The following is a 22337-nucleotide window of genomic DNA, read 5'->3' as shown; positions in this document are numbered from 1 at the left end:
CTTAGCTTAAAACCCCACACCCGGCCCCAGGAAAAACTTTTTCGGCAAGCCCTATTTGTGTTATAATAGGTTGGTCAAAAATGCTGGTGTAGCTCAGTGGTAGAGCAGCTGATTTGTAATCAGCCGGTCGCGGGTTCAAATCCCATCACCAGCTTTAATCTCTCACTCCTAATCGAAAGTCAGGAGAATCAAATAATAGTCGATTAAATGGTGTATTCACAGATTTTAGACAATTTAATCCTTATTTTTGCCGTTTTTGAACCCTGAAAAATTAATTATGCAAGAGGTTCACTAAAGCTAATTGATATAATTAGGGTTGACCGAAAAAGTTTTTCTTGGGGGTAGGGTGTGGAGTGCCGGTAGCCGGTTACTGTTCACTGATAATAATGAATACGGCCAATTCTATCCGACAAAGAGAGATTTACAAAAACTGGCACAATTATCAATCCAGGTGTCAAATTTTGCGATCGCAACTTGGTTTTAATCAAGTGCCTTCCTCCCGTCCCCAAACCTGCATCGGTTGTCGTCACTACCACGGTCAGTCCTACGGTCAGAGTCGAGAAACCCGTCAGCGTCTAATTTGTGGATTTCATCCCTCCGGTTGGAATCAAGAGGAAAATTGCCCCGATTGGCAAACCGAAGACCCCTAAACGGAAATTCAAACCAGACAAAATCATCCTAGGGACTGGGGTTCGCAACTGTGGCACACTAGAGAGTAGAACTGAATTGACGGTAAGCCCTTGACTAATCAAATTACCCCTTTCGACCCCCTTCACAACCACGACGAGACGGGCCATGACCACGAGTCAAAAGGGACCCCCCACGTCCATAGCGAAGCTTCCCTGAAGCAAATTATTAACCGTCTCTCGCGGATCGAAGGACATATTCGCGGCATCAAGACGATGGTATCGGAAAATCGTCCCTGTCCCGAAGTTTTGATGCAAATTGCCGCTATTCGCGGAGCGATTGATCGCGTCGCCAGAATGATCCTCGACGAACATCTGAGCGAATGTATTGCCCGGGCTGCCCAGGAAGGTAGTATCGAGACAGAAATTGAAGAATTAAAGGCCGCCCTGGATCGCTTTTTACCCTAGATTGTGCTATAATGAGAAGTTGGCATTTTTTAGGCAGAGAGCGATTACAGGAGGTGAATTAGGTTAATGACCCAAGTGGTAGTTGGTCAGAACGAGGCGATCGAATCGGCCCTGCGTCGTTTTAAGCGACAGGTAGCGAAAGCGGGAATTTATGCGGATATCAAAAAGCATCAATTTTTTGAAACCCCTCAAGAAAAGAGAAAGCGTAAAGCAGTAGCCCGGAGACGACAAAGAACCCGTCGTCGTTAAAATTCCCCAAGTCAGAAGTCGCTCGAAAGCTTCTGGCTTGCTTTTATTTTAACCTCTGTTTTGGGGGTTGGGAAGCGGGAAGTGGGGAGAAAAAAGCTGATAAGATAAAGTTTAGCCCTCGATCGAGTTCTAGTGTTTTCATGGTTTTACAACTGCGCGTCTACGTTCCCGAACATCCTCTGGTTAAGCACTGGTTAGCGATCGCACGCGATCAAAATACCCCCTCGGTACTGTTTAAAACAGCGATGACGGAACTAGGGCGCTGGTTAACCTACGAAGCGGCGCGGCAATGGTTGCCGACCCTGGAAACTAGCGTTAAAACCCCTCTAGCGGAATGTCCGGCTACTTTTATCGATCCTAGCGTACCGATCGCCGTAGTTCCGATTTTACGGGCAGGATTAGCCCTGTTGGAAGGGGCCCAAAGCCTTTTACCCCTAGCTAGAACCTATCACCTCGGTTTAGCCAGAAATGAGGAAACCCTAGAGGCAAGTTGTTATTTAAATAAATTACCGGCCAGTTTTGATCCGGCCACGAGAGTGTTAATTCTGGAACCGATGTTAGCCACGGGGGGATCAATTTCAACGGCAATGGCAGAAGTTACCGCCAGAGGCGTTGATCCTGACCTGATTCGCGTGATTTCCGTGGTGGCTGCCCCGCCGGCTTTACAGAAATTGAGTCAAAATTATCCCAGCTTGAACATCTATACGGCTATTATCGATGAAGGATTAAATAGCCGCGGTTACATCGTGCCGGGGTTGGGCGATGCCGGCGATCGAGCTTTTGGAACCTATTAGGAGAAAAAGGGATTATGAGTCAGCGAGATGGGTTTGCGGGCGGTTTTTTAGCTGGTGCGATTGTCGGTGGTTTAGTGGGCGGTGTTTTGGGGACAGTGTTGGCTAATCGCGGCCGCCGCGGTTTAGTAGCTGTTGACAATCAGTCTTTTTTAGAGGAGATCCGCAATGGGCGCTTGACTCCAGAGGAAGGCATGGAAATGGCCCGCCGCAGTTTAGAAGATAAAATTGCCCAGTTAAATCTAGCGATCGATGATGTGCGTCAACAGTTAGGATCGGTACAGGAAAACGGCAGCGATCATTAAAATTGGGCTGGCTGAATCAATCTAAAAACCTTTTTGGATAAGCTATGCCCGCACATTTAAATTGCTTGTGGAGATGAGGCAAAAAGCAAGGCACAAGATTCTCCGTTAGAATTAGCAGTAATCAAACACCACGCTTGTCGGAGCTATGGTTAACCTCACCTATAACAAAAATTGCCCTCTTCCCAGTGCCGAAGAATTACCCTCTTCCGACGAAACTCCAGTGGACAATCAGTTACAAAATGATATTCCCAACCTACTGCTAAGTTTATTAGCCTTGATTTGGACCGGTCGAGATGATTGGTATTTTGGGGTAGATATGGCTGTCTATTATAATCCAGAGGAATCAGCTTTTGTTCCCGATGGTTTCTTAGCGGTTGGAGTCAACCATGATACGGGAGAAAGAGGTCGGTTAAGCTATGTTTTGTGGGGAGAAAAGTACATCTTGCCGATTTTGTTTTTAGAGGTGGTTTCCGAGAAATATAATAGTGAATATGAGGAAAAATTCTTAAATTACCAAACCCTGGGCATTCTGTATTATGTAATTTACAATCCTTTGAGTGGGAGAAGAGGAAGATTTAAAAACCGACAAAGATTAGAGGTATATAAATTAATCTCAGGGAAATATGAGCTTCTAGAAAGTGAGAATAATCGAGTTTGGTTGCCTGAAATTGGCTTGGCGCTGGGTTATGAGAAAGGAGAACATATTGCTTGGTATCGGGAATGGTTATACTGGTATGACCAGTCAGGAAATCGCTATCTAACGGCTGAGGAAAGAGCGATGAACGCAGAGGCGATCGCTGCTCAAGAACGTTTGGCTAAACAAGAGGCTGAAGCGATCGCTGCTCAAGAACGTTTGGCTAAACAAGAGGCTGAAGCGATCGCTGCTCAAGAACGTCTGGCTAAACAAGAGGCTGAAGCGATCGCCGCTCAAGAACGTCTGGCTAAACAAGAGGCTGAACAAAAAGCCATCCGGCTGGCTGAAAGGCTCAGAGCGCTTGGAATTAACCCCGATGAAATGTAGGCTCTGACTTCTCCAAGGTATAAGCGCCAGTGCTTCCCTAATTTCCCTGGCCGTGCCTTGGATTACTGTTGCTTGTGTAGTCATGATTTTTTATCATTCTAGGGCGAATCCTAGCATAATTCGTGACTGAGATGCTACTCATAACCCCCCAAAAAAGAGAGAGGAAACCCGCGTCTCCTCTCCCTTGTAGGCATTATTTCCTCGCTTTGCGGACAGCACCCCCTAGCATTAAACCGCCCAGGGTGATATAACCAAGAAGGCTAGAGGGTTCGGGAACAGGAGTCGCATTAAGTGTAACGTTATCGAAAACTAATTGTGTCCCCCCATTATTCGGACGGTCAATAGAGATGCGAATTCCCGCACCCTGATCGGCAATCCCCGCCAGATAAGAAGTGTTGAACGATAAGAACACTCCTCTTGACGAAAAGGAACTCTGATTGAATGTAAAACTTGACAAAACGGTATTATTATCACTCCGGCGAAGCGAAATTGTACTGTTCGGCAAGGTCAAGTTGCCCGGTTCATCTAGACGAATACCTGCAAATAAATTGAGCGTGTATCGAGTTCCGGCTTGATAAGTGGCGGCTACATCTTGACGGATCGATCCACCATTGAAAGCAATAAGAGCCGCCTGCGAACCGTCGGGTACTCCGCTTGTAAATTGAGTCGCATTGAATGGCTGAACCCCCGCATTGCCACTACTCACAGTCCAACCGGTAATAACTGGTGAAAAATTAGAGTTTGATGGTGTCTCGAAGGAAAAATTATTGACAGTCACGCTTGCAGCTTGTGCCGCACCAGCCGTTCCTAGAGTGGCTGCTAGGGCAACCCCGGATAGAATGCCGAGTTGTTTTATTTTCATGAAAAAGGGTTAATGGTAAATGGTTTAAGTGCGCGACATTTCGATTCGGGTTAAGCAATAGGGCAACCCAAAACAATGACCAGCGAATGCTCAAAGACAAAATACACACCTTCCCCCCCCCGCATTGTATCAAAAGCTACAATTTAATAAATATTTACATTCTTCTCCCCCAGGGCTGACGCCGCTACAGTAATCACAGTTACAATGTTTGAGAGGTCTGAGTGGTAACTGATAACTGATAACTGATAACTGAAATGACTACACCTACCTTCACCATTCCCCAATCTGACCCTTCCCTTTCCCCCCGGCAATCCCTGCCGACGATGTACGATTTACCTAGTGATAATCCACTTGAACCCGGTTTGCCTGACGAATTTCACCTATTACAACCTCAGTTATTACTGCTGACTTTCCAGCCTCCCAACTGGGAACCAGAGCTAGTTTTTAGCGCCGCTGACCTTAACCTTTACTACGATGTCAGACACCCTCAATGGTACAAGCGTCCTGATTGGTTTGGGGTGGTTGGTGTTCCTCGTCTCTACGATGGCCATGACCTGCGCTTAAGTTATGTGATTTGGCAGGAAGGGGTTTCCCCTGCGATTGTGGTGGAATTATTGTCTCCAGGTACGGAAAATCAAGATTTAGGCGAAGAACTACGCCAACCAGAAGAACCGCCAACTAAGTGGACAGTTTATGAACAGATTTTGCAGGTTCCCTACTATGTAGTTTTTAGCCGCTATACTAACCAACTTCAAGCGTTTGAACTGGTAGATGGTCATTACCAACCCGTGACTTTAGTGGAGGGACGCTTACCGATTCCTCAACTGGAATTGAGCTTGGGTTTGTGGCAAGGTTCCTATCGGGGAATTGAGCGGCTATGGTTGCGCTGGTTGACGCTGGAGGGAGAGTTGATTCCCCTGGCCGATGAGGAGTTAATTGTGGCGAAACAAGAGGCTTCTGTGGCGAAACAACGAGCAGAACAACTAGCGGCACGATTGCGGGAATTAGGGATAGATCCTGAAACTATTCCTCAGATTGACTTTTAAATTTAGGTAGAGCCTAAATGTTTGGTTCCAAGGCTCTGCCTTGGAACCAGGTATCAAAAACCCCCCAAAAAAGAGAGAGGAAACCCGCGTCTCCTCTCCCTTGTAGGCATTATTTTCTAGCTTTGCGGACAGCACCCCCTAGCATTAAACCGCCCAGTGTGATATAACCAAGAAGGCTAGAGGGTTCGGGGACAGTTACAGCCGCCGGCACCGTCAACACACCCGACATCCCATAAAAACCAAAATAATTATCATTACTTAAGCCTTCGACGAATACCCAATATACACCGGTCGCCAGTACATCCCCAATTGCTGTTATGTTACCAGCACCCAACTCCTCACCCATATAACCGTTACCGTCGATTTCAGTACCTGTGTATATTTTCACTTGCGAGGAGGCGGAATCATTTTGCGTTACAGAGATTGCCGTTTGTATTGAGCCATCCCAGAGATCGGCATTATTGTTGGCGACCCGGTTGCCATTTATCAGGTAGATGGGAACATCTGGTTGAGTGCCATCAGTACCGGTATTGACTTTGGCAGACGTAGCGGAAGTAGAACCGATCGCCTTCCAAGTGGTCGTCAGTCCAGCACCTGAAAGAGCATTTGCAAGAGCGCTTCCTGTTACCTGATTAGTAACAAAGGTATTGTAGTCGTTGATGTTGGTACTTGTTGCATCCCGCGTGCCAGCAGTCACAAACACCAAACGATACTGATCGCCGGGAGCCAAGCCAGTAGGGACGACCACCAAAGCAGCTTGTGCTGCACCAGCCGTTCCTAGAGTCGCTAGAGCAACCCCAGCGGAGACAATGCCGAGTTGTTTTATTTTCATCAAAAAAAAAGGGTTAATGGTAGATAATTTGAGTGCTTACGACATTTCGATTCGGGTTAAGCAATAGGGCAACCCAAAACAATGACAAGCAAATGCTCAAAGAGAGCATACACACTTCCCCCCCCCCACCGCATTGTATCAAACGCTACAATTTAATAAATATTTACATTCTTCTCCCCCAGGGCTGACGCCGCTACAGTAATCACAGTTACAATGTTTGAGAGGTCTGAGTGGTAACTGATAACTGATAACTGATAACTGAAATGACTACACCTACCTTCACCATTCCCCAATCTGACCCTTCCCTTTCCCCCCGGCAATCCCTGCCGACGATGTACGATTTACCTAGTGATAATCCACTTGAACCCGGTTTGCCTGACGAATTTCACCTATTACAACCTCAGTTATTACTGCTGACTTTTCAGCCTCCCAACTGGGAACCAGAGCTAGTTTTTAGCGCCGCTGACCTTAACCTTTACTACGATGTCAGACACCCTCAATGGTACAAGCGTCCTGATTGGTTTGGGGTGGTCGGTGTTCCTCGTCTCTACGATGGCCATGACCTGCGCTTAAGTTATGTGATTTGGCAGGAAGGGGTTTCCCCTGCGATTGTGGTGGAATTATTGTCTCCAGGTACGGAAAATCAAGATTTAGGCGAAGAACTACGCCAACCAGAAGAACCGCCAACTAAGTGGACAGTTTATGAACAGATTTTGCAGGTTCCCTACTATGTAGTTTTTAGCCGCTATACTAACCAACTTCAAGCGTTTGAACTGGTAGATGGTCATTACCAACCCGTGACTTTAGTGGAGGGACGCTTACCGATTCCTCAACTGGAATTGAGCTTGGGTTTGTGGCAAGGTTCCTATCGGGGAATTGAGCGGCTATGGTTGCGCTGGTTGACGCTGGAGGGAGAGTTGATTCCCCTGGCCGATGAGGAGTTAATTGTGGCGAAACAAGAGGTTTCTGCGGCGAAACAAGAGGCTTCTGCGGCGAAACAAGAGGCTTCTGTGGCCAAACAAGAGGCTTCTGTGGCCAAACAACGAGCAGAACAACTAGCGGCACGATTGCGGGAATTAGGGATAGATCCTGAAACTATTCCTCAGATTGACTTTTAAATTTAGGCAGAGCCTAAATGTTTGGTTCCAAGGCAGAGCCTTGGAACCAGGTATCAAAAACCCCCCAAAAAAGAGAGAGGAAACCCGCGTCTCCTCTCCCTTGGGGCATTATTTCCTCGCTTTGCGGACAGCACCTCCTAACATTAAACCGCCCAGTGTGATAAAACCAAGAAGGCTAGAGGGTTCGGGGACAGTTACAGGCGCAGGCGGCTGGTTGCCCGGCACGGTCAACACACTCGACATCGCATATAATCGCAAATTAGAGAAATAATCGGGAGATGAATACGCGATCCATCCTCCGGTGGTCTGATCAGCCCGCCCCGCGCTCACGTACTGGGAATACTGTCCGCCCAAAGATGAGGAGGAACCGGAGGAGGCACCGGTACCGTTGGTATAAGATCCTGTCCAAACAGTTGCAAGCCCGGGTGTAACATCGTTAGGTTGTAGATTTATGGGGTGTTGGAGAGACCCATCCCAGAAATCGGCATTATTGTTGGCCACCCGGTTGCCATCTATCAGGTAGATGGGAACACCCGTACTCAGGTATAGATTAGTACCTGTATTATTACGGGCCTCGACTGCGCTCGTAGAACCGATCGCCTTCCAAGTAATCGTGTTCGGGTCAAATCCTGCCCCATTTAAAGCTGTATCGAGAGCCGTATCAATCCCTGGGGTTCCTCCTGTGGCTTGATTGGTGACAAAGGTATTGTAGGGGCCGATGTCGAGGGCAGTTGCATCCCGCGTGCCAGCAGTCACAAACACCAAACGATACTGATCGCCCGGGAGCAAGTCAGTAGGGACGACCACCAAAGCAGCTTGTGCTGCACCAGCCGTTCCTAGAGTGGCTGCTAGGGCAACCCCGGCGGAGACAATGCCGAGTTGTTTTATTTTCATCAAAAGAAAAGGGTTAATGGTAAATGGTTTGAGTGCTTAGGACATTTAGATTTGGGTTAAGCAATAGGGCAACCCAAAACAATGACCAGCGAACCTAACATTCAAGAGGGTACACACTTCCCCCCCCCCGCGTTGTATCAAAAGCTACAATTTAATAAATATTTACATTCCTCTCCCCCAGGGCTTGCGCCCCTTGTATATTGGAGAAGTGGTAGGGTGTAAGTCTTTTCTTCGAGAGGATTTGCTGATCACCGGGACCCCAAGAGAGCCATCTGATCACTTATAAACTGTTGACTATCTAAATTACTCGTTAAGACTGCATTAGAGGTAAATATTTCATGAGCCAAACCATCACACCTTCTTCCTTAAAAGCTAGTTTAGCCCCCAATCCCACTAGAGCAGCAACGGTGGACGATGGGGGAAATGTGCTAGGGGAATTTCTGCAAGAAACTCTGGCCATGACTAAACGTCTGTTCATCCAATTACAACGTCGTCCTTCAACCCTAATCGCGGGGGTAATTCAGCCCTTTATGTGGCTGATTTTATTTGGGGCATTGTTTTATAAGGCTCCCCAGGGTCTATTCGGCAACGATCTCAGTTATGCTAAATTTCTCGCCCCCGGGGTGATTGTCTTTACCGCTTTTTCTGGGGCCCTCAATGCTGGTTTGCCGGTAATGTTCGATCGAGAATTTGGCTTTCTTAACCGTCTGTTGGTAGCACCTTTAACCACTCGTTACTCGATCGTGGCCGCTTCTACCATCTATATTATCGCCCTCAGTTTCATCCAAACCGCCTCGATCGTGGCCGCTAGTGCCTTTTTAGGGGCAGGATTGCCTAGTTTAGCCGGATTAGGTGCGATCGCTTTGATTGTTTTCCTAATAGTTTTGGGGATGACTGCCTTAAGTCTCAGTTTAACCTTTGCTCTGCCCGGACATATCGAATTAATCGCCGTCATTTTCGTCACCAATTTACCGCTTTTATTTGCCAGTACCGCCCTCGCTCCCTTAAACTTTATGGCAGATTGGTTACAAGTAATCGCTAGTCTCAACCCTCTTACCTATGCGATCGAACCGATCCGTTATATTTATTTCAATCAGCACTGGTCTTTTGATAGCATAGTCTTACAAACCCCTTGGCTTGACCTCAATTTCTTGACAGTTTTAGCCCTGCTCTTAGCTTTTGATCTGCTAATCCTTTTAGCAATTCAGCCCTTACTTCGTCGTCGTTTTGCTTAAATCAGTTATCAGTTATAAGTTATCAGTTTACTGTTCACTGAAAAGCCTACAACTTTCTCACCACCAAAAACTAGACAAGTAAGTAGTTATAATTAAATTGAAGATAGATTTTGCCTCTGATCCCCCCTTAGTCCCCCCTTGATAAGGGGGGTGCCGATCCCCCCTTAGTCCCCCCTTGATAAGGGGGGTGCCTATCCCCCCTTAGTCCCCCCTTGATAAGGGGGGTGCCTGACAACTTTTAACACCTACCCACTTAATTTTCTGAGGAGTTAGTTAGATTATGAATACTCAAAAAATGTTGCTCAAATCGTCTTTATTCCTAGCTACTGTTTTATTGGTCGGGGCTGATTTTAGTCCGCAAGTGTTAGCTCAAAGCTTGAACCCCAGTCAACCGGACTATCAAAAAAATGAACGTAGTTCCGATGGCAGGGATGGTCTCGGTGGTTTTAATCCTTTAGACTTGATTCATAATAGTAATTTTCGCCGTAGCCGGGACGGATCGGAATTTCAGGAAGACACCCTCAATAATATCAACGAAGCGGCCGAGGAGTTTAAACGCAAGCAAAGGGAACAACTGGAAAATCGGCAAAATCCTGCCCCAGAAACCAAATAAAACCTTTTTGCTAGTATATATGATCGCTAAGTGCAGATGATCTGAGAAAGACCAGTAACTGAAGATGATTGGGGGGTTTATCTGACACGAATTTATATTAAACTTAGGATTGGTTTATTGAATTATCGTCTTATTAAAACTGTGGAAGTAATGGAAATCGGGCAAAAAGTCAAGGTCTGTCGCTTAAGAGACCGCGTTAACTCGGATGTAGCGGGTAAATTGGGTAAAGTGGGTGTCATCAAAAATTTTAAGATGACCGATGGCAGCGGTGTTGGTGCTGTTGTCCAGTTCGATGATAAGACCGCTACTTGGTTTTTTGAGGATGAACTCAAACTCATCTAAATACAACGCTTAGGAATTAATTATGTCCTTAATTTTGACCTTTTTGGGCAAGGGGGGCAGCGGTCGCAGTACGATAGCGATCGCTTCGGCAAAGAAAATGGCTGGTCTGGGGTCAAAAGTTCTCTTGATCGGTCAAGATTCCGGCCCTGCTTGGGGATTACTCCTCAAGGCCTCCCCTAGCTCCTCCATTACGGAAATTGCCCCTAATCTCTCGGTTGTGCAGCTTAGTAGTACAGAATTACTGGAAAAAAGTTGGGAAGAAGTCAAGGAATTAGAAAAGCAGTATTTGCGTTCTCCCACCTTGAAAAATGTTTATGGTCAAGAGTTGGGCATTTTACCCGGAATGGACCAAGCTCTAGCTTTAAATTTCCTGCGGGAACAGCATAAAAGCGGAAATTACGATGTCATCATCTACGACGGCAGCGGAGATATCAACAGTCTGCGAATGTTGGGGATTCCCGAGGTGGGTAGCTGGTATTCACGGCGTTTTCGGCAGGTTTTCAGCGATTCAGAGATCGGTCGCACCCTTTCCCCCTTTTTCCAACCGATTGCCGCTGCCGTGCTGAATTTCTCCTTTAATCCCGACGGTTTAGGTCAGAAGGGCGATAATAACATTTTAGACGAGGGGCGCTCCGCTTTAGCCGATCCTCGGCGAGTTTTAGCCTATCTAGTCACCAATGATGATCCAATTGCGATCGCAGAGGCCAAATATCTTTGGGGTGGGGCGCAGCAAATCGGTTTAAATGTGGGGGGAGTGATTTTTAATCGCTGCCAGAGTGCTACGGAGGATTTTGCCCCGCTGCCAGCCGCGATTTTACCCGACCGTCAAGGAGAAGATTGGCAGGAGTTAATCGCCGAGTTACCCAATTTTCTCACAGTGCAGCCGCCCAAACCGTTAATAATCGATACGGCAGCCGCTCAGGTCAAGGTTTATTTACCCGGATTCGAGAAAAAACAGGTAAAACTGACGCAATCGGGTCCAGAATTAACCATCGAAGCCGGGGATCAACGGCGTAATATTGATGTACCACCGCCTCTGACCGGAAGATCGGTAAAAGGGGCAAAATTCCAAGAAGGTTACTTAATTATTTCTTTTTAAGGGATTATGTCAAACACCGAGATAGAAAACAAGGACGAGCGAGGGGCCAAAACTCGCCAATTATTGGGCATGAAAGGGGCCTCATCGGCAGAAACCTCCCTCTGGAAAATCCGCTTACAATTGATGAAGCCGATCACTTGGATTCCCCTGATTTGGGGGGTTGTCTGTGGGGCTGCTTCATCGGGTAATTATACTTGGTCTTTAGAAGATGTCTTAAAAGCAGCCACCTGTATGTTACTTTCCGGTCCGTTGATGACCGGTTATACCCAAACTTTAAATGATTTTTACGATCGAGAAATCGATGCAATTAATGAACCCTATCGTCCGATTCCTTCGGGGGCAATTTCTATTCCGCAAGTGGTCGGCCAGATTTTGGTTTTATTAGTGGGTGGATTGGGAATAGCTTATCTTCTCGATCGCTGGGCCGGTCATGATTTCCCGATCATGCTTTGTTTAACCCTATTTGGTTCTTTTATTGCCTATATTTATTCAGCGCCACCCTTAAAATTAAAACAAAATGGTTGGCTAGGAAATTATGCCCTCGGTGCTAGTTATATAGCATTACCTTGGTGGGCAGGTCACGCCCTTTTTGGTCAGTTAAATGGGACAATTATGATCCTAACTCTCATCTATAGTCTAGCGGGGTTAGGCATTGCTGTAGTTAACGACTTTAAAAGTGTGGAAGGTGACGAAAAATTAGGCTTAAAATCCTTGCCAGTTATGTTTGGAATTACCACTGCCGCTTGGATTTGTGTGATTATGATCGATGTTTTTCAAGCGGGAATTGCTGGCTATCTCATCAGTATTCATCAGAATCTTTATGCCGCTATTTTACTGTTATTAATTATCCCTCAGATCACTTTCCAAGATATGTATTTTCTGCGGGATCCGCTCAAAAATGATGTCAAATATCAAGCCAGCGCCCAGCCTTTTCTAGTGTTAGGAATGTTGGTGACAGGTTTGGCTTTAGGTCAGGGGATACTCTAAAAGATTGTAATTAATAAAAACAGGAAATATCCAGTTGACGGGCGAGGATCGCCTTGAATCGGTCTTCGGTTTAAGGTAACTTAAACGGTTAAGAGGGGAGAAAACTGTGGCTTCTAGCTAGATCCCTAGTCTTTTCGTTACAATCAAGAGGGAATCGATGCCGGGGAGAAGATTACTTTTTTTCTTCCCTGCGATTCAGCATTCTTGACGAACTAATCAAGAATAGTTTCTGTTTAACAAGATTGATTCAGACAAGTATCTCGAACCTAGTCACCATGAGTAATACCAGTAATTTTCGTCAAGCTTTACGCGAGGCTAAAAGCCAAGCACTTATCGGCCCTAATGTTATCCCCAAGGCCCTGCCCTATCTCGGTGGCGGTCTAATTTTGACTGCGGTGGGAACCTATGGCGGTTTAGGTGTGATCCAATCCTATCCCCAGATTTTCTTCCCGACTTTCTTTGTCGCCCTGGTTGCCGAGATTATTTTATTTTTTGTCGCGCGTAGTAGTGCGGAAAGCGGCAATAAAAGCACTGCTCTGCCCCTGCTGACTCTCTATAGCCTTCTTTCTGGCTATACTCTCAGTGGAATCGTCTATGTGGCCCTAGGTACTTCCGGTGTCGGTTTGCGAGGTGTAGCAATTGCTGCCCTCGGTTGCGGCCTCGCTTTTGTGTTGGGACGCAATATCGGCTCGAATCTGTCGGAAAAAGATGGTTTGGCGCTGACTCAAACCGTGAGCATCGGTATTCTCGCTCTTTTTATTGTTCTCATTGGTCAGCTAATTTTCTCTATCTTTGGTGGCGGTACTCCCACCTGGTTAGAAATCGCTATTTCTGGCATCGGGGTTTTCTTGTTTGCCGGCTCCGCAGTCGTGGACTTTTACATCTTGCCCCGTACCTACAGAGATGAACAGTATCTCAGTGCTGCTTTATCGATGTATTTGACCTATATCAACCTATTTATCTTTATTCTGCGCCTTTTAATCGCCCTTAACGGTCGGGATTAGGGCAAATAGGGAGGAGTTAGAAATTAGTTACACCCTAAGTTCTAACTCCGCTAGAATAGTAAAGAAATGTAAACGGCCTGTAAAGATCATGACTGAACCACAACCGACTCAAACCCCCAAATTAGAAGACCCCAAATTTGGCTTTAATGACTATGCCGAGCGCCTCAACGGTAGGGCTGCTATGATTGGTTTTGTGATCACCCTGTTGATCGAGTATCTCACTGGCCAAGGTCTGCTATCTTGGTTAGGGTTACAGTAGTTTTTTAGGCTTTTTTAGGCATTCTAGGGGAAATACAGCCTTGAGTGTTAGTTAACGCATACAGGCTTGATGATTTTCCCCGTAGAATCCTTGTAAGACCGAATCACCTCGCTGTTGTGGTGTGCCGTGGGAGTTATTGGGGGCCTCAAAATCGCCCACTTCCGAGGCCGCTTCCGCCAGAAGTTTTCCTGCTATTATATAATCCTGTTTGGATAAACCTCTCGCTTCGGTAAATAACCAGGAAAGGGTATCTCCCGCTAGACAATCGGCCTGTAATTCAATGCCGATGGTCATCCCACCCTCATCGATGCCACCGATACCCCGATTCCACTGAACAGCGTGAGCGGCCTCGTGAGCGACGGCGTAAAGGGGAAATAGGGGATTATCACTAATGCGAGTGACTTGCTGGAGATTGACGTAAACTGTATTATCTACAGTGCAGAAAGCCGCTAGGGAAATTACGCCGCAGGGAGTGGTTATCGGGGCATTACTTAACAAATACTTAAAATTGATCTGGTGTAATTGAGCCGTATATTCAATTACCGCTTCTAAGGCATCCGTAATATCGTCTGCTTGCGCTCTCTGGGCTAGAGGGGATAAAATCAAGAGGGAACTACAAGAAACAGCAGATATCAGGGATAATAACCGTTTACGGCCAGAGTTAGGGTTCATGGTACTAACAAAGTCGGGAGTGAGGAAGAGGTTTAATTGATCTGAATTAGCCTACCGCTATGATCACAATTCTAAAGGCTATATCTAAGACTTCCAGAGAAAATACAGAATTTACGCAGCTTTTGATCGAAGTTTACAGAATTTCTCCTCAAGGTTGAGGAAATTAATTTGGCACGACTACTTAGGGTTTGCGGCAAAAAGTTTTTCGGTGGTGGCAGGGTGTGGCCCCCCCCAACCCCCCCGACATCGGGGGGGCAGGTGGGGTGTGGGGTTTTATCGATTTTCAGGTGGTCAACTACCTAATTTTCAGGGAAAAAGTACCTGAATTTTCCCCCTGATCACTCCCATGCCTGGTACTTTTTGATTGACAAAAAGTCTAAAAGTCTTACCCAACAAGGTTTTTAGATTTATTCAGCCAACCCTACTTATTGTCTTGAAAATATGTCCGTCAGTCAGGCAAAAAGCTCCCCACACTTGTACTATAAATCTATCCCCATTTCTCGCAAACGGGCCTCCAGCTGTTGAGAACGCTGTCTTTCCGCTTCCAGCGCTTGCTGAGTAGCATTTAATTGCTCCTGGGCCGCCGCTGCTTGCTCCTGGGCTGCTTCTTCTGGCAAGGGGATTAAATTGCCTTCTGGGTCATAAAATCTCGCCCAAATTGCCGTTTCTCGGTCAATAGTCCCCTCCCAAGTTCCCAACCAATAGCCTAAGCTTTCGCACCATAACCAGCCGCGCTCGTTTCGTTCTAAAGAATGGTAGCGTTGGTCGGCCCCTAAATGCCATCCTTGTAAAGAATTGCCATCAAAAGGATCGTAGATGAAATAATCTGGCGTGCGGAAGGTTCCCTCATAAATGGCTTTTTTTCGCACTTTATCGGTTCTTGCGGTACTAGGAGAGGTTAATTCCACGATAACGTCAGGATAACGTCCCTCTTCTTCCCAAATTACCCAACCCTGTCGCTCTCTGCTGCCATCGACATTGAGGACGGCGAAGAAATCGGGCCCGCGAAAATCGCGATTTTTCGCCTGTTCGCGGCTGAAATAAATAAACATATTGCCACCCGTGTAGAAGTCGTCTCGCTCGCCGTAACCCTGCTGTAGGGAGCGAATCAAGACATTCATGGCAATGCGGTGTCGATTGCTTTCCAAGGGTTCACCATCATCAAAAATTAAGTCTGTGGGGGGTGGGGGTGGTTCCCAAAAGTCCTCGAAATCTTCTTCTATCAGTGCCGGAGAGGTGGCAGTTTCGTCGCTTTTGGCAATCGTCATTTTTTCGGCCTCTCTAGGTGGGAGTGTCCAGATTTTTGCTGATTATTGATCCTATGATAACTTTTTTGCCAACTCGATCGCTTTATGTAGATTCTTAAGCAAAAATTTTTGGCTCTTCTAGGTTCTGTGTGATAAGTTTAATTGACATAGGATCGATCGATCTTTGTGTCCTTTGTGTCTTTGTGGTTCGTTCCACCCCCTCGCTCTTGAGAAATGTATCTTAAAATACATTTTACCCACCAAAGCTGGGAGAGCCAAATTTTTTAATTCCCCCCAGTCTTACCTGTTTGCGCTTCGGTACCGGGGCTTGAGATAATCAGATAGCTATCATCTCAAAAACTATCACCATGACGATCGATCCGCAACAACTCATCGAACTGGCTCTCCAATCGGGAGCGGTGGCAGCCGAAGTTTATCAATCTTCCTCCCTTTCCCATCCCGTTTTTTTTGAGGCTAATCGTCTTAAACAGTTAGAAAGTTCCGAATCCGTGGGAACTGCCTTGAGATTATGGCGCCAGGGTTGTCCGGGGTTAGCGGTGGGTTATGGTGATGTAGAACCGGAAATTTTAGTAGAAACGGCGTTAAATTTATCCTATCTCAATGCCCCGGAAGAAATCGAATTTTCGGCACCACGACAGGCAATTTATGACCCGATTGGCCAGGATGTGGCGGTAGAATCTTTAATCGAGATGGGTAATCAAATGATTGGCCAAATTCGCCAAGTTTATCCTGAAGTTATTTGTAGTGGTGAATGGGAATGTGAACAGGAAATCACCCGTTTGGCTAATTCCCAGGGTTTATATTGTCAATATACCGATACAGCTTTGAGTTATTATCTGGGGATTGAATGGGTGCGGGGGGAGGATTTTCTCGCAGTTTATGATGGGGAATATACTCGCAGTACACCCCATCCCGAAACGGTAATTAAACAGTTATTGCAGCGACTACAATGGGCCGCCAATAATGTGGATAGTCCCACGGGGAAATTACCAATTTTATTGACCTCTAATGCAGTTACACTGTTATGGGGTACGGTGGAGATGGCTTTAAATGGGAAACAGATCTTAGAAAATTCTTCGCCCTGGAGTGATAAAATCGGTCAATTGGTGATGTCGGAAAAGTTGACTCTATCCCAACAACCCCAGCGAGAACCCTATAGTTGTCCCTTTGATGATGAGGGAACTCCTACCAAATTTTTATCTTTAATTGAGGGAGGTAGAGTTAAGGAATTCTATAGCGATCGTACCACGGCCAGATTGTTAAAAACTACTCCGACGGGAAACGGTTTTCGTCCCGGTTTAGGGGTTTATCCCATGCCGGATTTGGTTAATTTAATCGTGGCACCGGGAGAGGGAACTTTAGAGGATTTAATCTCGCAAATAGATGAGGGCCTAGTTATCGACCAAATTTTAGGTCATGGGGCCGATATTTCGGGCGATTTTTCTGTCAATGTCGATCTGGGTTATCGCATAGAAAAGGGCAAAATCACCGGACGAGTTAAAGATACAATGGTGACGGGAAATGTTTATACAGCTTTGCAAAATTTAATCGCTCTGGGGGCCGATAATCAATGGAATGGTTCCTGTTATACTCCCTCGCTAATCGTTGATAGTTTATCAGTGGTGGGTTAAATCAGTTATCAGTTATCAGTTATCAGTTATCAGTTATCAGTTATCAGTTATCAGTTATCAGTTATCAGTTATCAGTTATCAGTTATCAGTTATCAGTTATCAGTTATCAGTTATCAGTTCACTGAGATTAACTCAGCCTACTTTTTGGGGTTAATTTTTTGGGGCTTTATTTGACCTGAAAATAAGGGTTTCGTAGGCAGGCACGGATTTCCATTTTACAAGCAATTATCTGTCAAGTCGTGGGGTTTTGTCAAGCTTTTTTGGGAAAAAAAATTAACCGATACTCAAGGGGAGAAAATTGTCGGCAGAGATATTATTTAATCTCCCCTGTGAGTCGGTATTTTTCAGCTTGGCATTAACGCTTTAGTTGCCGAGGCGCCAAGGCGATTTAATTGCCGATTAATTTGCCACCCGACGATGGTTAAACCCAACCACTGACTGAAGATTGCCAAAGCGAAAGAGGGAAGTGTAGCGTATTTAGTAGCGGCAATGGGAAGAAAAGTAAAAAACCATAACAGCGGAGATTGACTGGGATTAACTCGCAAGACAGCGAAACAGAGGAAGGGGAAAATAATCAAAATGCCGATGCTAGTGACTGCCAGCAAAGCGCGTTTATTTGTCCTGACTAACATCAATAACTGGGTGATAGCGGCATAGACTAAAATCATGTTCATTCCCAAGAGAAACCCGGCTGCAGTGGCTAGTTTATATTGATGGAGAGGGGCGATAAAAATAGCGGGAAAAATGAATAAAATGGCAATGGCGACGTTAATAGCCATGGCTAGAGTAGAAGGACTTTTTTCGCCAAAGATTAAAGCTTTTCCCAGACTAATGCCCGTTTTTCCTTGCAAATGACGATAGCGCGCCCAATCTTGAAGAGTTTGACGAGGAGGAGTGAGGGCAAAAAGGATTAACAAGCCGAAAATTGCCACAAAAACGCTAAGAATCGCAAAATTATCGAAAAGATAGCTCGGTTCCAGAGTTTGGAAGACAAAACCTAGGCTAATGGCACTAAAACAGCCCATAATCCAATAACTTTGGGGTTTACTAACAAGAGTAGCGAGGGGATTATGGAAGCGACGCTGGATAATTCTGGTTAAACCGCAGGTGCAGAGGGCAAAATTGAGCAAAATTAAGCTAATACCCATTATAACCGATTGCCAGAGAGATTGACCGTACCAACGCAGATCAAAGATTTGTGAGATTCCTAGATAGCGTACCGCATCGGGGGGGAGAAAAGTAGATTTAACTAGATAGGGAAGGACAAAACTAGGATTAAAGAGAATTAACCAATCAAAGGGGGTACGGGAACCGCCATAGCCCGATAAAGTAAAAATAGTGCTATAAAACACAAAGATTAAGACTGTAGCACTGCCTAACCAGGGTTGAAATCCCCCTAACCATGGCGTGGCCAAAGCGAAACTCAGGGCAGCATGATAGAAAAAGGCACAACTAGCGATTAGAACCCCGTAGAAGGCTAAAATTAACGAAAAGGGAATACCTGCTAATAAACCCGCTCCCAAGTGAAAGGGTAAAGCGAGAAGACAGACGAGATAGAGGAGAATGGGAACCCCGAAAATTTTGCCGATAAAAATTGTTCTGGCGGGTTGGGGACTCAGACGGATAAAATTAAGTGTACCTCGGCGCTCTTCCCCGGAAAGATCGGCGATTAATTGATAGGTTCCCACCACTAAAAGAGCGAAAATGCCGGTAATGCTCAGAAAAGTGAAGATATCTAACCACCATAACCGGGAGATAATCATCCATTGACCATTTAGGTCTTGGATACAGTATTTAAGTCCACTATAGGGGTAATAATCGTTGTTATTGGGGGGATTAGCAGTACAGTAACGACTAAATCCCGCCCCTACCGGCAAGAGATTCTTGTAGTACAGGTAAACTAATAATTGACCAACTAGGGAGATAACCGAGGCGATCGAGATATTTTTCGGGGTTAATCTTCCTTGCCATTCTCGCATAATTTGCGGGTTGGTTTCCGTAAGGCGATCGATTATTGTCGTTATCATATTTCTTTCCTCTCTACAGCCGTTATCAGGAGCTAATCCTAGATTAACCCGGTAACTTCTCGATCGGTTCGGGGATGAAGAAATCCATCGAGATGCAGCTAAAATCTGAGTTCGGGAATCAAAAGAGGAAAAGTGCCGGGCCTGGGAGCTTCTGTTTTACACTAGAATTTGGCCGCCTGAATCTAGATCTATGCCCACTCTGACCCTCAATTTTCCCCTAACTGCCGTTGTCGGCCAAGAAGCGATTAAATTAGCCCTACTCTTAGCCGCCGTGGATCCCGCCCTAGGGGGTGTGGTAATTGCCGGTCGTCGGGGAACCGCCAAATCAGTCATGGCGCGAGCGATACATTCCCTACTGCCACCGATCGAAATTATTGCAGGTAATGTCTTTAATTGTGATCCCAACAGTCCCGACGAATGGGACGATCGCACTAAAGAAGAATATAGCAGTGGAGAGGTCGCCACGGAAGTTATCCGGGCCCCTTTCGTGCAGATTCCACTAGGAGTCACCGAGGATCGTTTATTGGGTTCCGTCGATGTGGAAGAATCGGTGAAACGGGGGGAACCAGTCTTTCAACCCGGTTTATTAGCCAGCGCTCATCGGGGAATTCTCTACGTCGATGAAATTAATCTACTTGATGACCAAATTGCTAACCAATTACTAACGGTTTTAAGCGAAGGACGCAACCAAATCGAACGGGAAGGCATCAGTTTTCAACATCCCTGTAAACCGCTCCTGATCGCTACTTATAACCCGGAAGAGGGGGATTTACGACCCCATTTATTAGATAGAATTGCCATTGCGCTTTCCGCCGATGGTGTCCTCAGTTTAGACCAACGAGTCACCGCCGTCAATCAGGCGATCGAGTATGCTGTTTCTCCCACCGCTTTTATCGCCCAATATGCCCAAGAAATCGATGATCTAAAAACCGAAATTATCCTGGCGAGGGAATGGTTAAAAGAGGTAAAAATTAAACCCGAACAAATTAGTTATCTAGTGGAGGAAGCAGTGCGAGGTAAGGTAGAAGGTCATCGCGCTGAGATTTTTGCCGTGAGAGTAGCCAAGGCCGCCGCCGCTTTAGAAGGTCGGGATTTAGTCAGTGCCGATGACTTAAAAAGAGCCGTCGAATTAGTTATTGTACCTCGATCGCTGATTACGCCGCCACCCCCAGAACAGGAACAACAGCCACCGCCACCACCGCCACCACCGGAACCGCCCCAAGACGAAAACCAGCAGGAACAGGAAGAAAAAGAGGAGGAGAAAGAGGAGGAAAAAGAACCGGAACAGCCCGATAATTTGCCGGAAGAATTTGTTTTCGACCCAGAAGGGGTTTTACTGGATCCCAGTGTGTTGTATTTTGCCCAGATGGCCCAGCGTCAGGGGAAATCGGGGGCGCGTAACCTGATTTTCTCGGAAGATAGGGGACGTTATATTAAGCCGATGTTACCCCGGGGCAAGGTAAAAAGAGTCGCCGTCGATGCCACTCTCCGGGCGGCTGCCCCCTATCAAAAAGCCCGTCGCTTAAGGAATCCCGAACGTCATGTGATTATAGAAGAGGGGGATCTGCGCTCAAAACGGCTGGCCCGCAAGGCCGGTTCTTTAATTGTCTTTGTCGTTGATGCCTCCGGTTCCATGGCCCTGAATCGGATGCAGTCGGCCAAAGGTGCGGTTATGCGTCTGTTAACGGAAGCTTACGAAAATCGCGACCAGATTGCCCTGATTCCTTTCCGGGGTGAGCGAGCAGATGTACTATTGCCGCCGACCAAATCGATTACCCTAGCGAAAAAACGTCTAGAAACCCTGCCCTGTGGCGGTGGTTCCCCCTTAGCTCACGGTTTAACCCAAGCGGTTCATGTGGGGATGAATGCCCGTTTATCGGGAGATATCGGTCAAGTGGTGATTGTGGCGATTACCGACGGGAGAAGTAATATTCCTTTGGCGAAATCTCTAGGCGAACCGATTCCAGAGGGGGAAAAACCGGATATTAAGGCAGAACTGCTCGATATTGCCGCTAAAATTCGCTCTTTAGGCATTAAACTGCTGGTTATCGATACGGAGAAAAAATTCGTCTCCACTGGTTTTGCCAAAGAATTAGCCCTAAAAGCCGGGGGTAAGTATTATCATCTACCCCGGGCCACGGAACAAGCGATCGCATCTATGGCGCGAGGGGCAATTGCGGGACTGTAGCTAGGGTTTGCCAAAAAAGTTTTTCCTGGGGGCAGGGTGTAGCCCCCCCAACCCCCCCGACATCGGGGGGCAGGGTGTGGGGTGTAGGGAAGGAAACCTCTTTCATCTGTGGGGGTGAAAATTTTTTCATCGGGACTGCCTCCTGCCGTCGTTAATGACTTGTATTTTGCTGATTTTCTGTTTTTTTTCGGTCCAGTGTGACAGCATCTAGAAAAACTTAACAATAATCAGCAATAAGCGAGAGATATACTACAAACAAACATGAGCAAGTTTTAATTAAGATAACTATGAGCTTTCGATTGGGCAAAATCTTGATAGCAGGGGTATTAGCGACACTTTTGCTAGTAACTTCCTGTGCTAAAGCTCCCTCGCAATTTGACCAAGCGCAACAAGAAAGTACCGCTCGCGGGGCGGCGGCAGTGGTGAAAGAATCCACCTCTGGCGGCAGTTTTAATCGGTTTTTCCCGCCTTCTGGGGGAGGATACGAGCGCGTCTATACCCAGGAGAAAAAAGGCTTTGCCGAGGCAAAACTGAAGCAAGATGGCAAAGTTCTGGCTATGTTAGCCATATCTGACATTAGCAATAATCCCGCCGCAGCCAATAAATTCCAAGACAGTCAAACCACAATTAAAGGTTTTCCCTCTGTCGAACAGGGTGCAACCGCCACCGCCGTTTTAGTCAATAATCGCTATCAAGTCAAGGTTTTATCGCGGGAGCCGGATTTTACCGCCAGCGATCGCCAAACTTGGTTAGCTAAGTTCGATTTAGATGGTTTAGCAAAGTTAAAGTAAGGAGACATC

At 46.4% G+C, this 22337-nt stretch carries 25 protein-coding genes and 1 tRNA gene; 20 read left to right on the top strand and 6 right to left on the bottom strand.

The window, feature by feature from the left end; genetic code table 11:
* The first annotated feature begins 82 nt into the window (after positions 1-82).
* From B5D77_RS20430 to B5D77_RS20400, 7 genes are all read left to right on the top strand, one after another.
* Positions 83-154 (top strand) — tRNA-Thr (locus tag B5D77_RS20430).
* Between the two features lie 232 nt (positions 155-386).
* Complete coding sequence (locus tag B5D77_RS20425; protein ID WP_106909543.1) at positions 387-650, top strand: hypothetical protein; 264 nt, start codon at positions 387-389, stop codon at positions 648-650.
* A gap of 90 nt (positions 651-740) precedes the next feature.
* Entirely contained in the window at positions 741-1094 is a 354-nt protein-coding gene (locus B5D77_RS20420; RefSeq protein WP_002781887.1) for a metal-sensing transcriptional repressor, read from the top strand.
* A gap of 66 nt (positions 1095-1160) precedes the next feature.
* Positions 1161-1343 (top strand): 30S ribosomal protein S21, encoded by a 183-nt coding sequence (gene rpsU, locus B5D77_RS20415; protein WP_002738938.1) that lies wholly within the window; start codon positions 1161-1163, stop codon positions 1341-1343.
* 140 nt (positions 1344-1483) lie between these two features.
* Positions 1484-2137, top strand: a complete 654-nt coding sequence (gene upp / locus B5D77_RS20410; RefSeq protein WP_008196546.1) for a uracil phosphoribosyltransferase — start codon at positions 1484-1486, stop codon at positions 2135-2137.
* Between the two features lie 14 nt (positions 2138-2151).
* The gene (locus tag B5D77_RS20405; RefSeq protein WP_008196548.1) at positions 2152-2439 is read left to right on the top strand and encodes a hypothetical protein; all 288 of its coding nucleotides are present in this window, start codon (positions 2152-2154) and stop codon (positions 2437-2439) included.
* 145 nt (positions 2440-2584) lie between these two features.
* Positions 2585-3460, top strand: coding sequence for a Uma2 family endonuclease (locus B5D77_RS20400; protein ID WP_008196551.1), 876 nt, complete (start codon positions 2585-2587; stop codon positions 3458-3460).
* A gap of 193 nt (positions 3461-3653) precedes the next feature.
* Here B5D77_RS20400 and B5D77_RS20395 read toward each other — a convergent pair whose 3' ends face one another.
* On the bottom strand, positions 3654-4322 hold the full coding sequence (locus tag B5D77_RS20395; RefSeq protein ID WP_106909542.1) for a PEP-CTERM sorting domain-containing protein: 669 nt from the start codon (positions 4320-4322) through the stop codon (positions 3654-3656).
* A 254-nt stretch (positions 4323-4576) separates the two neighbouring features.
* Here B5D77_RS20395 and B5D77_RS20390 point away from each other — a divergent pair, with 254 nt between their 5' ends.
* A complete protein-coding gene (locus tag B5D77_RS20390; RefSeq protein ID WP_106909541.1) occupies positions 4577-5368 on the top strand; it encodes a Uma2 family endonuclease in 792 nt (263 codons plus the stop codon).
* Between the two features lie 109 nt (positions 5369-5477).
* Here the strand turns inward: B5D77_RS20390 and B5D77_RS20385 are convergent, their stop codons facing one another.
* Positions 5478-6200 (bottom strand): PEP-CTERM sorting domain-containing protein, encoded by a 723-nt coding sequence (locus B5D77_RS20385; protein ID WP_106909540.1) that lies wholly within the window; start codon positions 6198-6200, stop codon positions 5478-5480.
* Between the two features lie 263 nt (positions 6201-6463).
* Between B5D77_RS20385 and B5D77_RS20380 the strand changes: the two genes are divergently transcribed.
* Entirely contained in the window at positions 6464-7318 is an 855-nt protein-coding gene (locus B5D77_RS20380) for a Uma2 family endonuclease (RefSeq protein ID WP_008196556.1), read from the top strand.
* Positions 7319-7426: 108 nt separating this feature from the next.
* Here B5D77_RS20380 and B5D77_RS20375 read toward each other — a convergent pair whose 3' ends face one another.
* Complete coding sequence (locus tag B5D77_RS20375) at positions 7427-8212, bottom strand: PEP-CTERM sorting domain-containing protein (RefSeq protein ID WP_106909539.1); 786 nt, start codon at positions 8210-8212, stop codon at positions 7427-7429.
* A gap of 338 nt (positions 8213-8550) precedes the next feature.
* On the opposite strand from B5D77_RS20375, the gene B5D77_RS20370 reads away from it, so the two are divergent.
* The 7 genes from B5D77_RS20370 to B5D77_RS26330 all read left to right on the top strand — a co-directional run bounded on the left by B5D77_RS20370 (position 8551) and on the right by B5D77_RS26330 (position 13751).
* Positions 8551-9447: an ABC transporter permease gene (locus B5D77_RS20370; RefSeq protein WP_106909538.1), complete on the top strand. Its 897-nt coding sequence runs from the start codon at positions 8551-8553 to the stop codon at positions 9445-9447.
* Between the two features lie 280 nt (positions 9448-9727).
* Entirely contained in the window at positions 9728-10060 is a 333-nt protein-coding gene (locus tag B5D77_RS20365; RefSeq protein WP_008196562.1) for a hypothetical protein, read from the top strand.
* 150 nt (positions 10061-10210) lie between these two features.
* A complete protein-coding gene (locus B5D77_RS20360) occupies positions 10211-10402 on the top strand; it encodes a DUF2862 domain-containing protein (RefSeq protein ID WP_002742483.1) in 192 nt (63 codons plus the stop codon).
* Between the two features lie 22 nt (positions 10403-10424).
* Positions 10425-11501, top strand: coding sequence for an ArsA family ATPase (locus B5D77_RS20355; RefSeq protein WP_106909537.1), 1077 nt, complete (start codon positions 10425-10427; stop codon positions 11499-11501).
* Between the two features lie 6 nt (positions 11502-11507).
* Positions 11508-12488, top strand: a complete 981-nt coding sequence (gene chlG / locus B5D77_RS20350) for a chlorophyll synthase ChlG (RefSeq protein WP_106909536.1) — start codon at positions 11508-11510, stop codon at positions 12486-12488.
* Between the two features lie 275 nt (positions 12489-12763).
* Positions 12764-13492 carry a Bax inhibitor-1 family protein gene (locus B5D77_RS20345; RefSeq protein ID WP_002776167.1) on the top strand — a complete coding sequence of 243 codons (729 nt, stop codon included), beginning with the start codon at positions 12764-12766 and terminating at the stop codon, positions 13490-13492.
* A gap of 88 nt (positions 13493-13580) precedes the next feature.
* Entirely contained in the window at positions 13581-13751 is a 171-nt protein-coding gene (locus B5D77_RS26330) for a high light inducible protein (RefSeq protein WP_002742489.1), read from the top strand.
* 51 nt (positions 13752-13802) lie between these two features.
* Here B5D77_RS26330 and B5D77_RS20340 read toward each other — a convergent pair whose 3' ends face one another.
* Entirely contained in the window at positions 13803-14423 is a 621-nt protein-coding gene (locus B5D77_RS20340) for a hypothetical protein (protein ID WP_008196592.1), read from the bottom strand.
* Between the two features lie 479 nt (positions 14424-14902).
* A complete protein-coding gene (locus B5D77_RS20335; RefSeq protein ID WP_106909535.1) occupies positions 14903-15691 on the bottom strand; it encodes a Uma2 family endonuclease in 789 nt (262 codons plus the stop codon).
* 347 nt (positions 15692-16038) lie between these two features.
* Here B5D77_RS20335 and B5D77_RS20330 point away from each other — a divergent pair, with 347 nt between their 5' ends.
* Together B5D77_RS20330 and B5D77_RS25975 are read left to right on the top strand one after the other, a co-directional pair.
* A complete protein-coding gene (locus B5D77_RS20330; RefSeq protein ID WP_106909534.1) occupies positions 16039-17322 on the top strand; it encodes a TldD/PmbA family protein in 1284 nt (427 codons plus the stop codon).
* Positions 17297-17476 carry a hypothetical protein gene (locus tag B5D77_RS25975; protein WP_159036979.1) on the top strand — a complete coding sequence of 60 codons (180 nt, stop codon included), beginning with the start codon at positions 17297-17299 and terminating at the stop codon, positions 17474-17476. The genes B5D77_RS20330 and B5D77_RS25975 overlap by 26 nt, the downstream gene beginning before the upstream one ends.
* Before the next feature lie 190 nt (positions 17477-17666).
* Here B5D77_RS25975 and B5D77_RS20325 read toward each other — a convergent pair whose 3' ends face one another.
* Entirely contained in the window at positions 17667-19349 is a 1683-nt protein-coding gene (locus B5D77_RS20325) for a hypothetical protein (protein WP_106909533.1), read from the bottom strand.
* A gap of 190 nt (positions 19350-19539) precedes the next feature.
* On the opposite strand from B5D77_RS20325, the gene bchD reads away from it, so the two are divergent.
* A complete protein-coding gene (bchD, locus tag B5D77_RS20320) occupies positions 19540-21537 on the top strand; it encodes a magnesium chelatase ATPase subunit D (RefSeq protein WP_106909532.1) in 1998 nt (665 codons plus the stop codon).
* Positions 21538-21824: 287 nt separating this feature from the next.
* Positions 21825-22328, top strand: a complete 504-nt coding sequence (locus B5D77_RS20315; protein WP_106909531.1) for a hypothetical protein — start codon at positions 21825-21827, stop codon at positions 22326-22328.
* The last annotated feature ends 9 nt before the right edge of the window (positions 22329-22337 follow it).

This window comes from Microcystis sp. MC19 (assembly GCF_003019735.1).
In the GTDB taxonomy this organism is placed as follows: Bacteria; Cyanobacteriota; Cyanobacteriia; order Cyanobacteriales; family Microcystaceae; genus Microcystis.
The sequence above is the reverse complement of the archived record's forward strand: the minus strand, read 5'-3'. Positions and strand labels throughout refer to the sequence as shown.

Excerpts from the sequence above, each read along its gene's own strand:
- B5D77_RS20375 (WP_106909539.1), bottom strand. The coding sequence starts at position 8,212 with ATGAAAATAAAACAACTCGGCATTGTCTCCGCCGGGGTTGCCCTAGCA.
- bchD (WP_106909532.1), top strand. The coding sequence starts at position 19,540 with ATGCCCACTCTGACCCTCAATTTTCCCCTAACTGCCGTTGTCGGCCAA.
- B5D77_RS20335 (WP_106909535.1), bottom strand. The coding sequence starts at position 15,691 with ATGACGATTGCCAAAAGCGACGAAACTGCCACCTCTCCGGCACTGATA.
- B5D77_RS20425 (WP_106909543.1), top strand. The coding sequence starts at position 387 with ATGAATACGGCCAATTCTATCCGACAAAGAGAGATTTACAAAAACTGG.
- B5D77_RS20360 (WP_002742483.1), top strand. The coding sequence starts at position 10,211 with ATGGAAATCGGGCAAAAAGTCAAGGTCTGTCGCTTAAGAGACCGCGTT.
- B5D77_RS20330 (WP_106909534.1), top strand. The coding sequence starts at position 16,039 with ATGACGATCGATCCGCAACAACTCATCGAACTGGCTCTCCAATCGGGA.
- B5D77_RS20365 (WP_008196562.1), top strand. The coding sequence starts at position 9,728 with ATGAATACTCAAAAAATGTTGCTCAAATCGTCTTTATTCCTAGCTACT.
- B5D77_RS20325 (WP_106909533.1), bottom strand. The coding sequence starts at position 19,349 with ATGATAACGACAATAATCGATCGCCTTACGGAAACCAACCCGCAAATT.
- rpsU (WP_002738938.1), top strand. The coding sequence starts at position 1,161 with ATGACCCAAGTGGTAGTTGGTCAGAACGAGGCGATCGAATCGGCCCTG.
- B5D77_RS20355 (WP_106909537.1), top strand. The coding sequence starts at position 10,425 with ATGTCCTTAATTTTGACCTTTTTGGGCAAGGGGGGCAGCGGTCGCAGT.
- B5D77_RS20340 (WP_008196592.1), bottom strand. The coding sequence starts at position 14,423 with ATGAACCCTAACTCTGGCCGTAAACGGTTATTATCCCTGATATCTGCT.
- chlG (WP_106909536.1), top strand. The coding sequence starts at position 11,508 with ATGTCAAACACCGAGATAGAAAACAAGGACGAGCGAGGGGCCAAAACT.
- B5D77_RS20315 (WP_106909531.1), top strand. The coding sequence starts at position 21,825 with ATGAGCTTTCGATTGGGCAAAATCTTGATAGCAGGGGTATTAGCGACA.
- B5D77_RS20390 (WP_106909541.1), top strand. The coding sequence starts at position 4,577 with ATGACTACACCTACCTTCACCATTCCCCAATCTGACCCTTCCCTTTCC.
- B5D77_RS26330 (WP_002742489.1), top strand. The coding sequence starts at position 13,581 with ATGACTGAACCACAACCGACTCAAACCCCCAAATTAGAAGACCCCAAA.
- B5D77_RS20395 (WP_106909542.1), bottom strand. The coding sequence starts at position 4,322 with ATGAAAATAAAACAACTCGGCATTCTATCCGGGGTTGCCCTAGCAGCC.
- upp (WP_008196546.1), top strand. The coding sequence starts at position 1,484 with ATGGTTTTACAACTGCGCGTCTACGTTCCCGAACATCCTCTGGTTAAG.
- B5D77_RS20345 (WP_002776167.1), top strand. The coding sequence starts at position 12,764 with ATGAGTAATACCAGTAATTTTCGTCAAGCTTTACGCGAGGCTAAAAGC.
- B5D77_RS20370 (WP_106909538.1), top strand. The coding sequence starts at position 8,551 with ATGAGCCAAACCATCACACCTTCTTCCTTAAAAGCTAGTTTAGCCCCC.
- B5D77_RS20405 (WP_008196548.1), top strand. The coding sequence starts at position 2,152 with ATGAGTCAGCGAGATGGGTTTGCGGGCGGTTTTTTAGCTGGTGCGATT.
- B5D77_RS20380 (WP_008196556.1), top strand. The coding sequence starts at position 6,464 with ATGACTACACCTACCTTCACCATTCCCCAATCTGACCCTTCCCTTTCC.
- B5D77_RS20385 (WP_106909540.1), bottom strand. The coding sequence starts at position 6,200 with ATGAAAATAAAACAACTCGGCATTGTCTCCGCTGGGGTTGCTCTAGCG.
- B5D77_RS20400 (WP_008196551.1), top strand. The coding sequence starts at position 2,585 with ATGGTTAACCTCACCTATAACAAAAATTGCCCTCTTCCCAGTGCCGAA.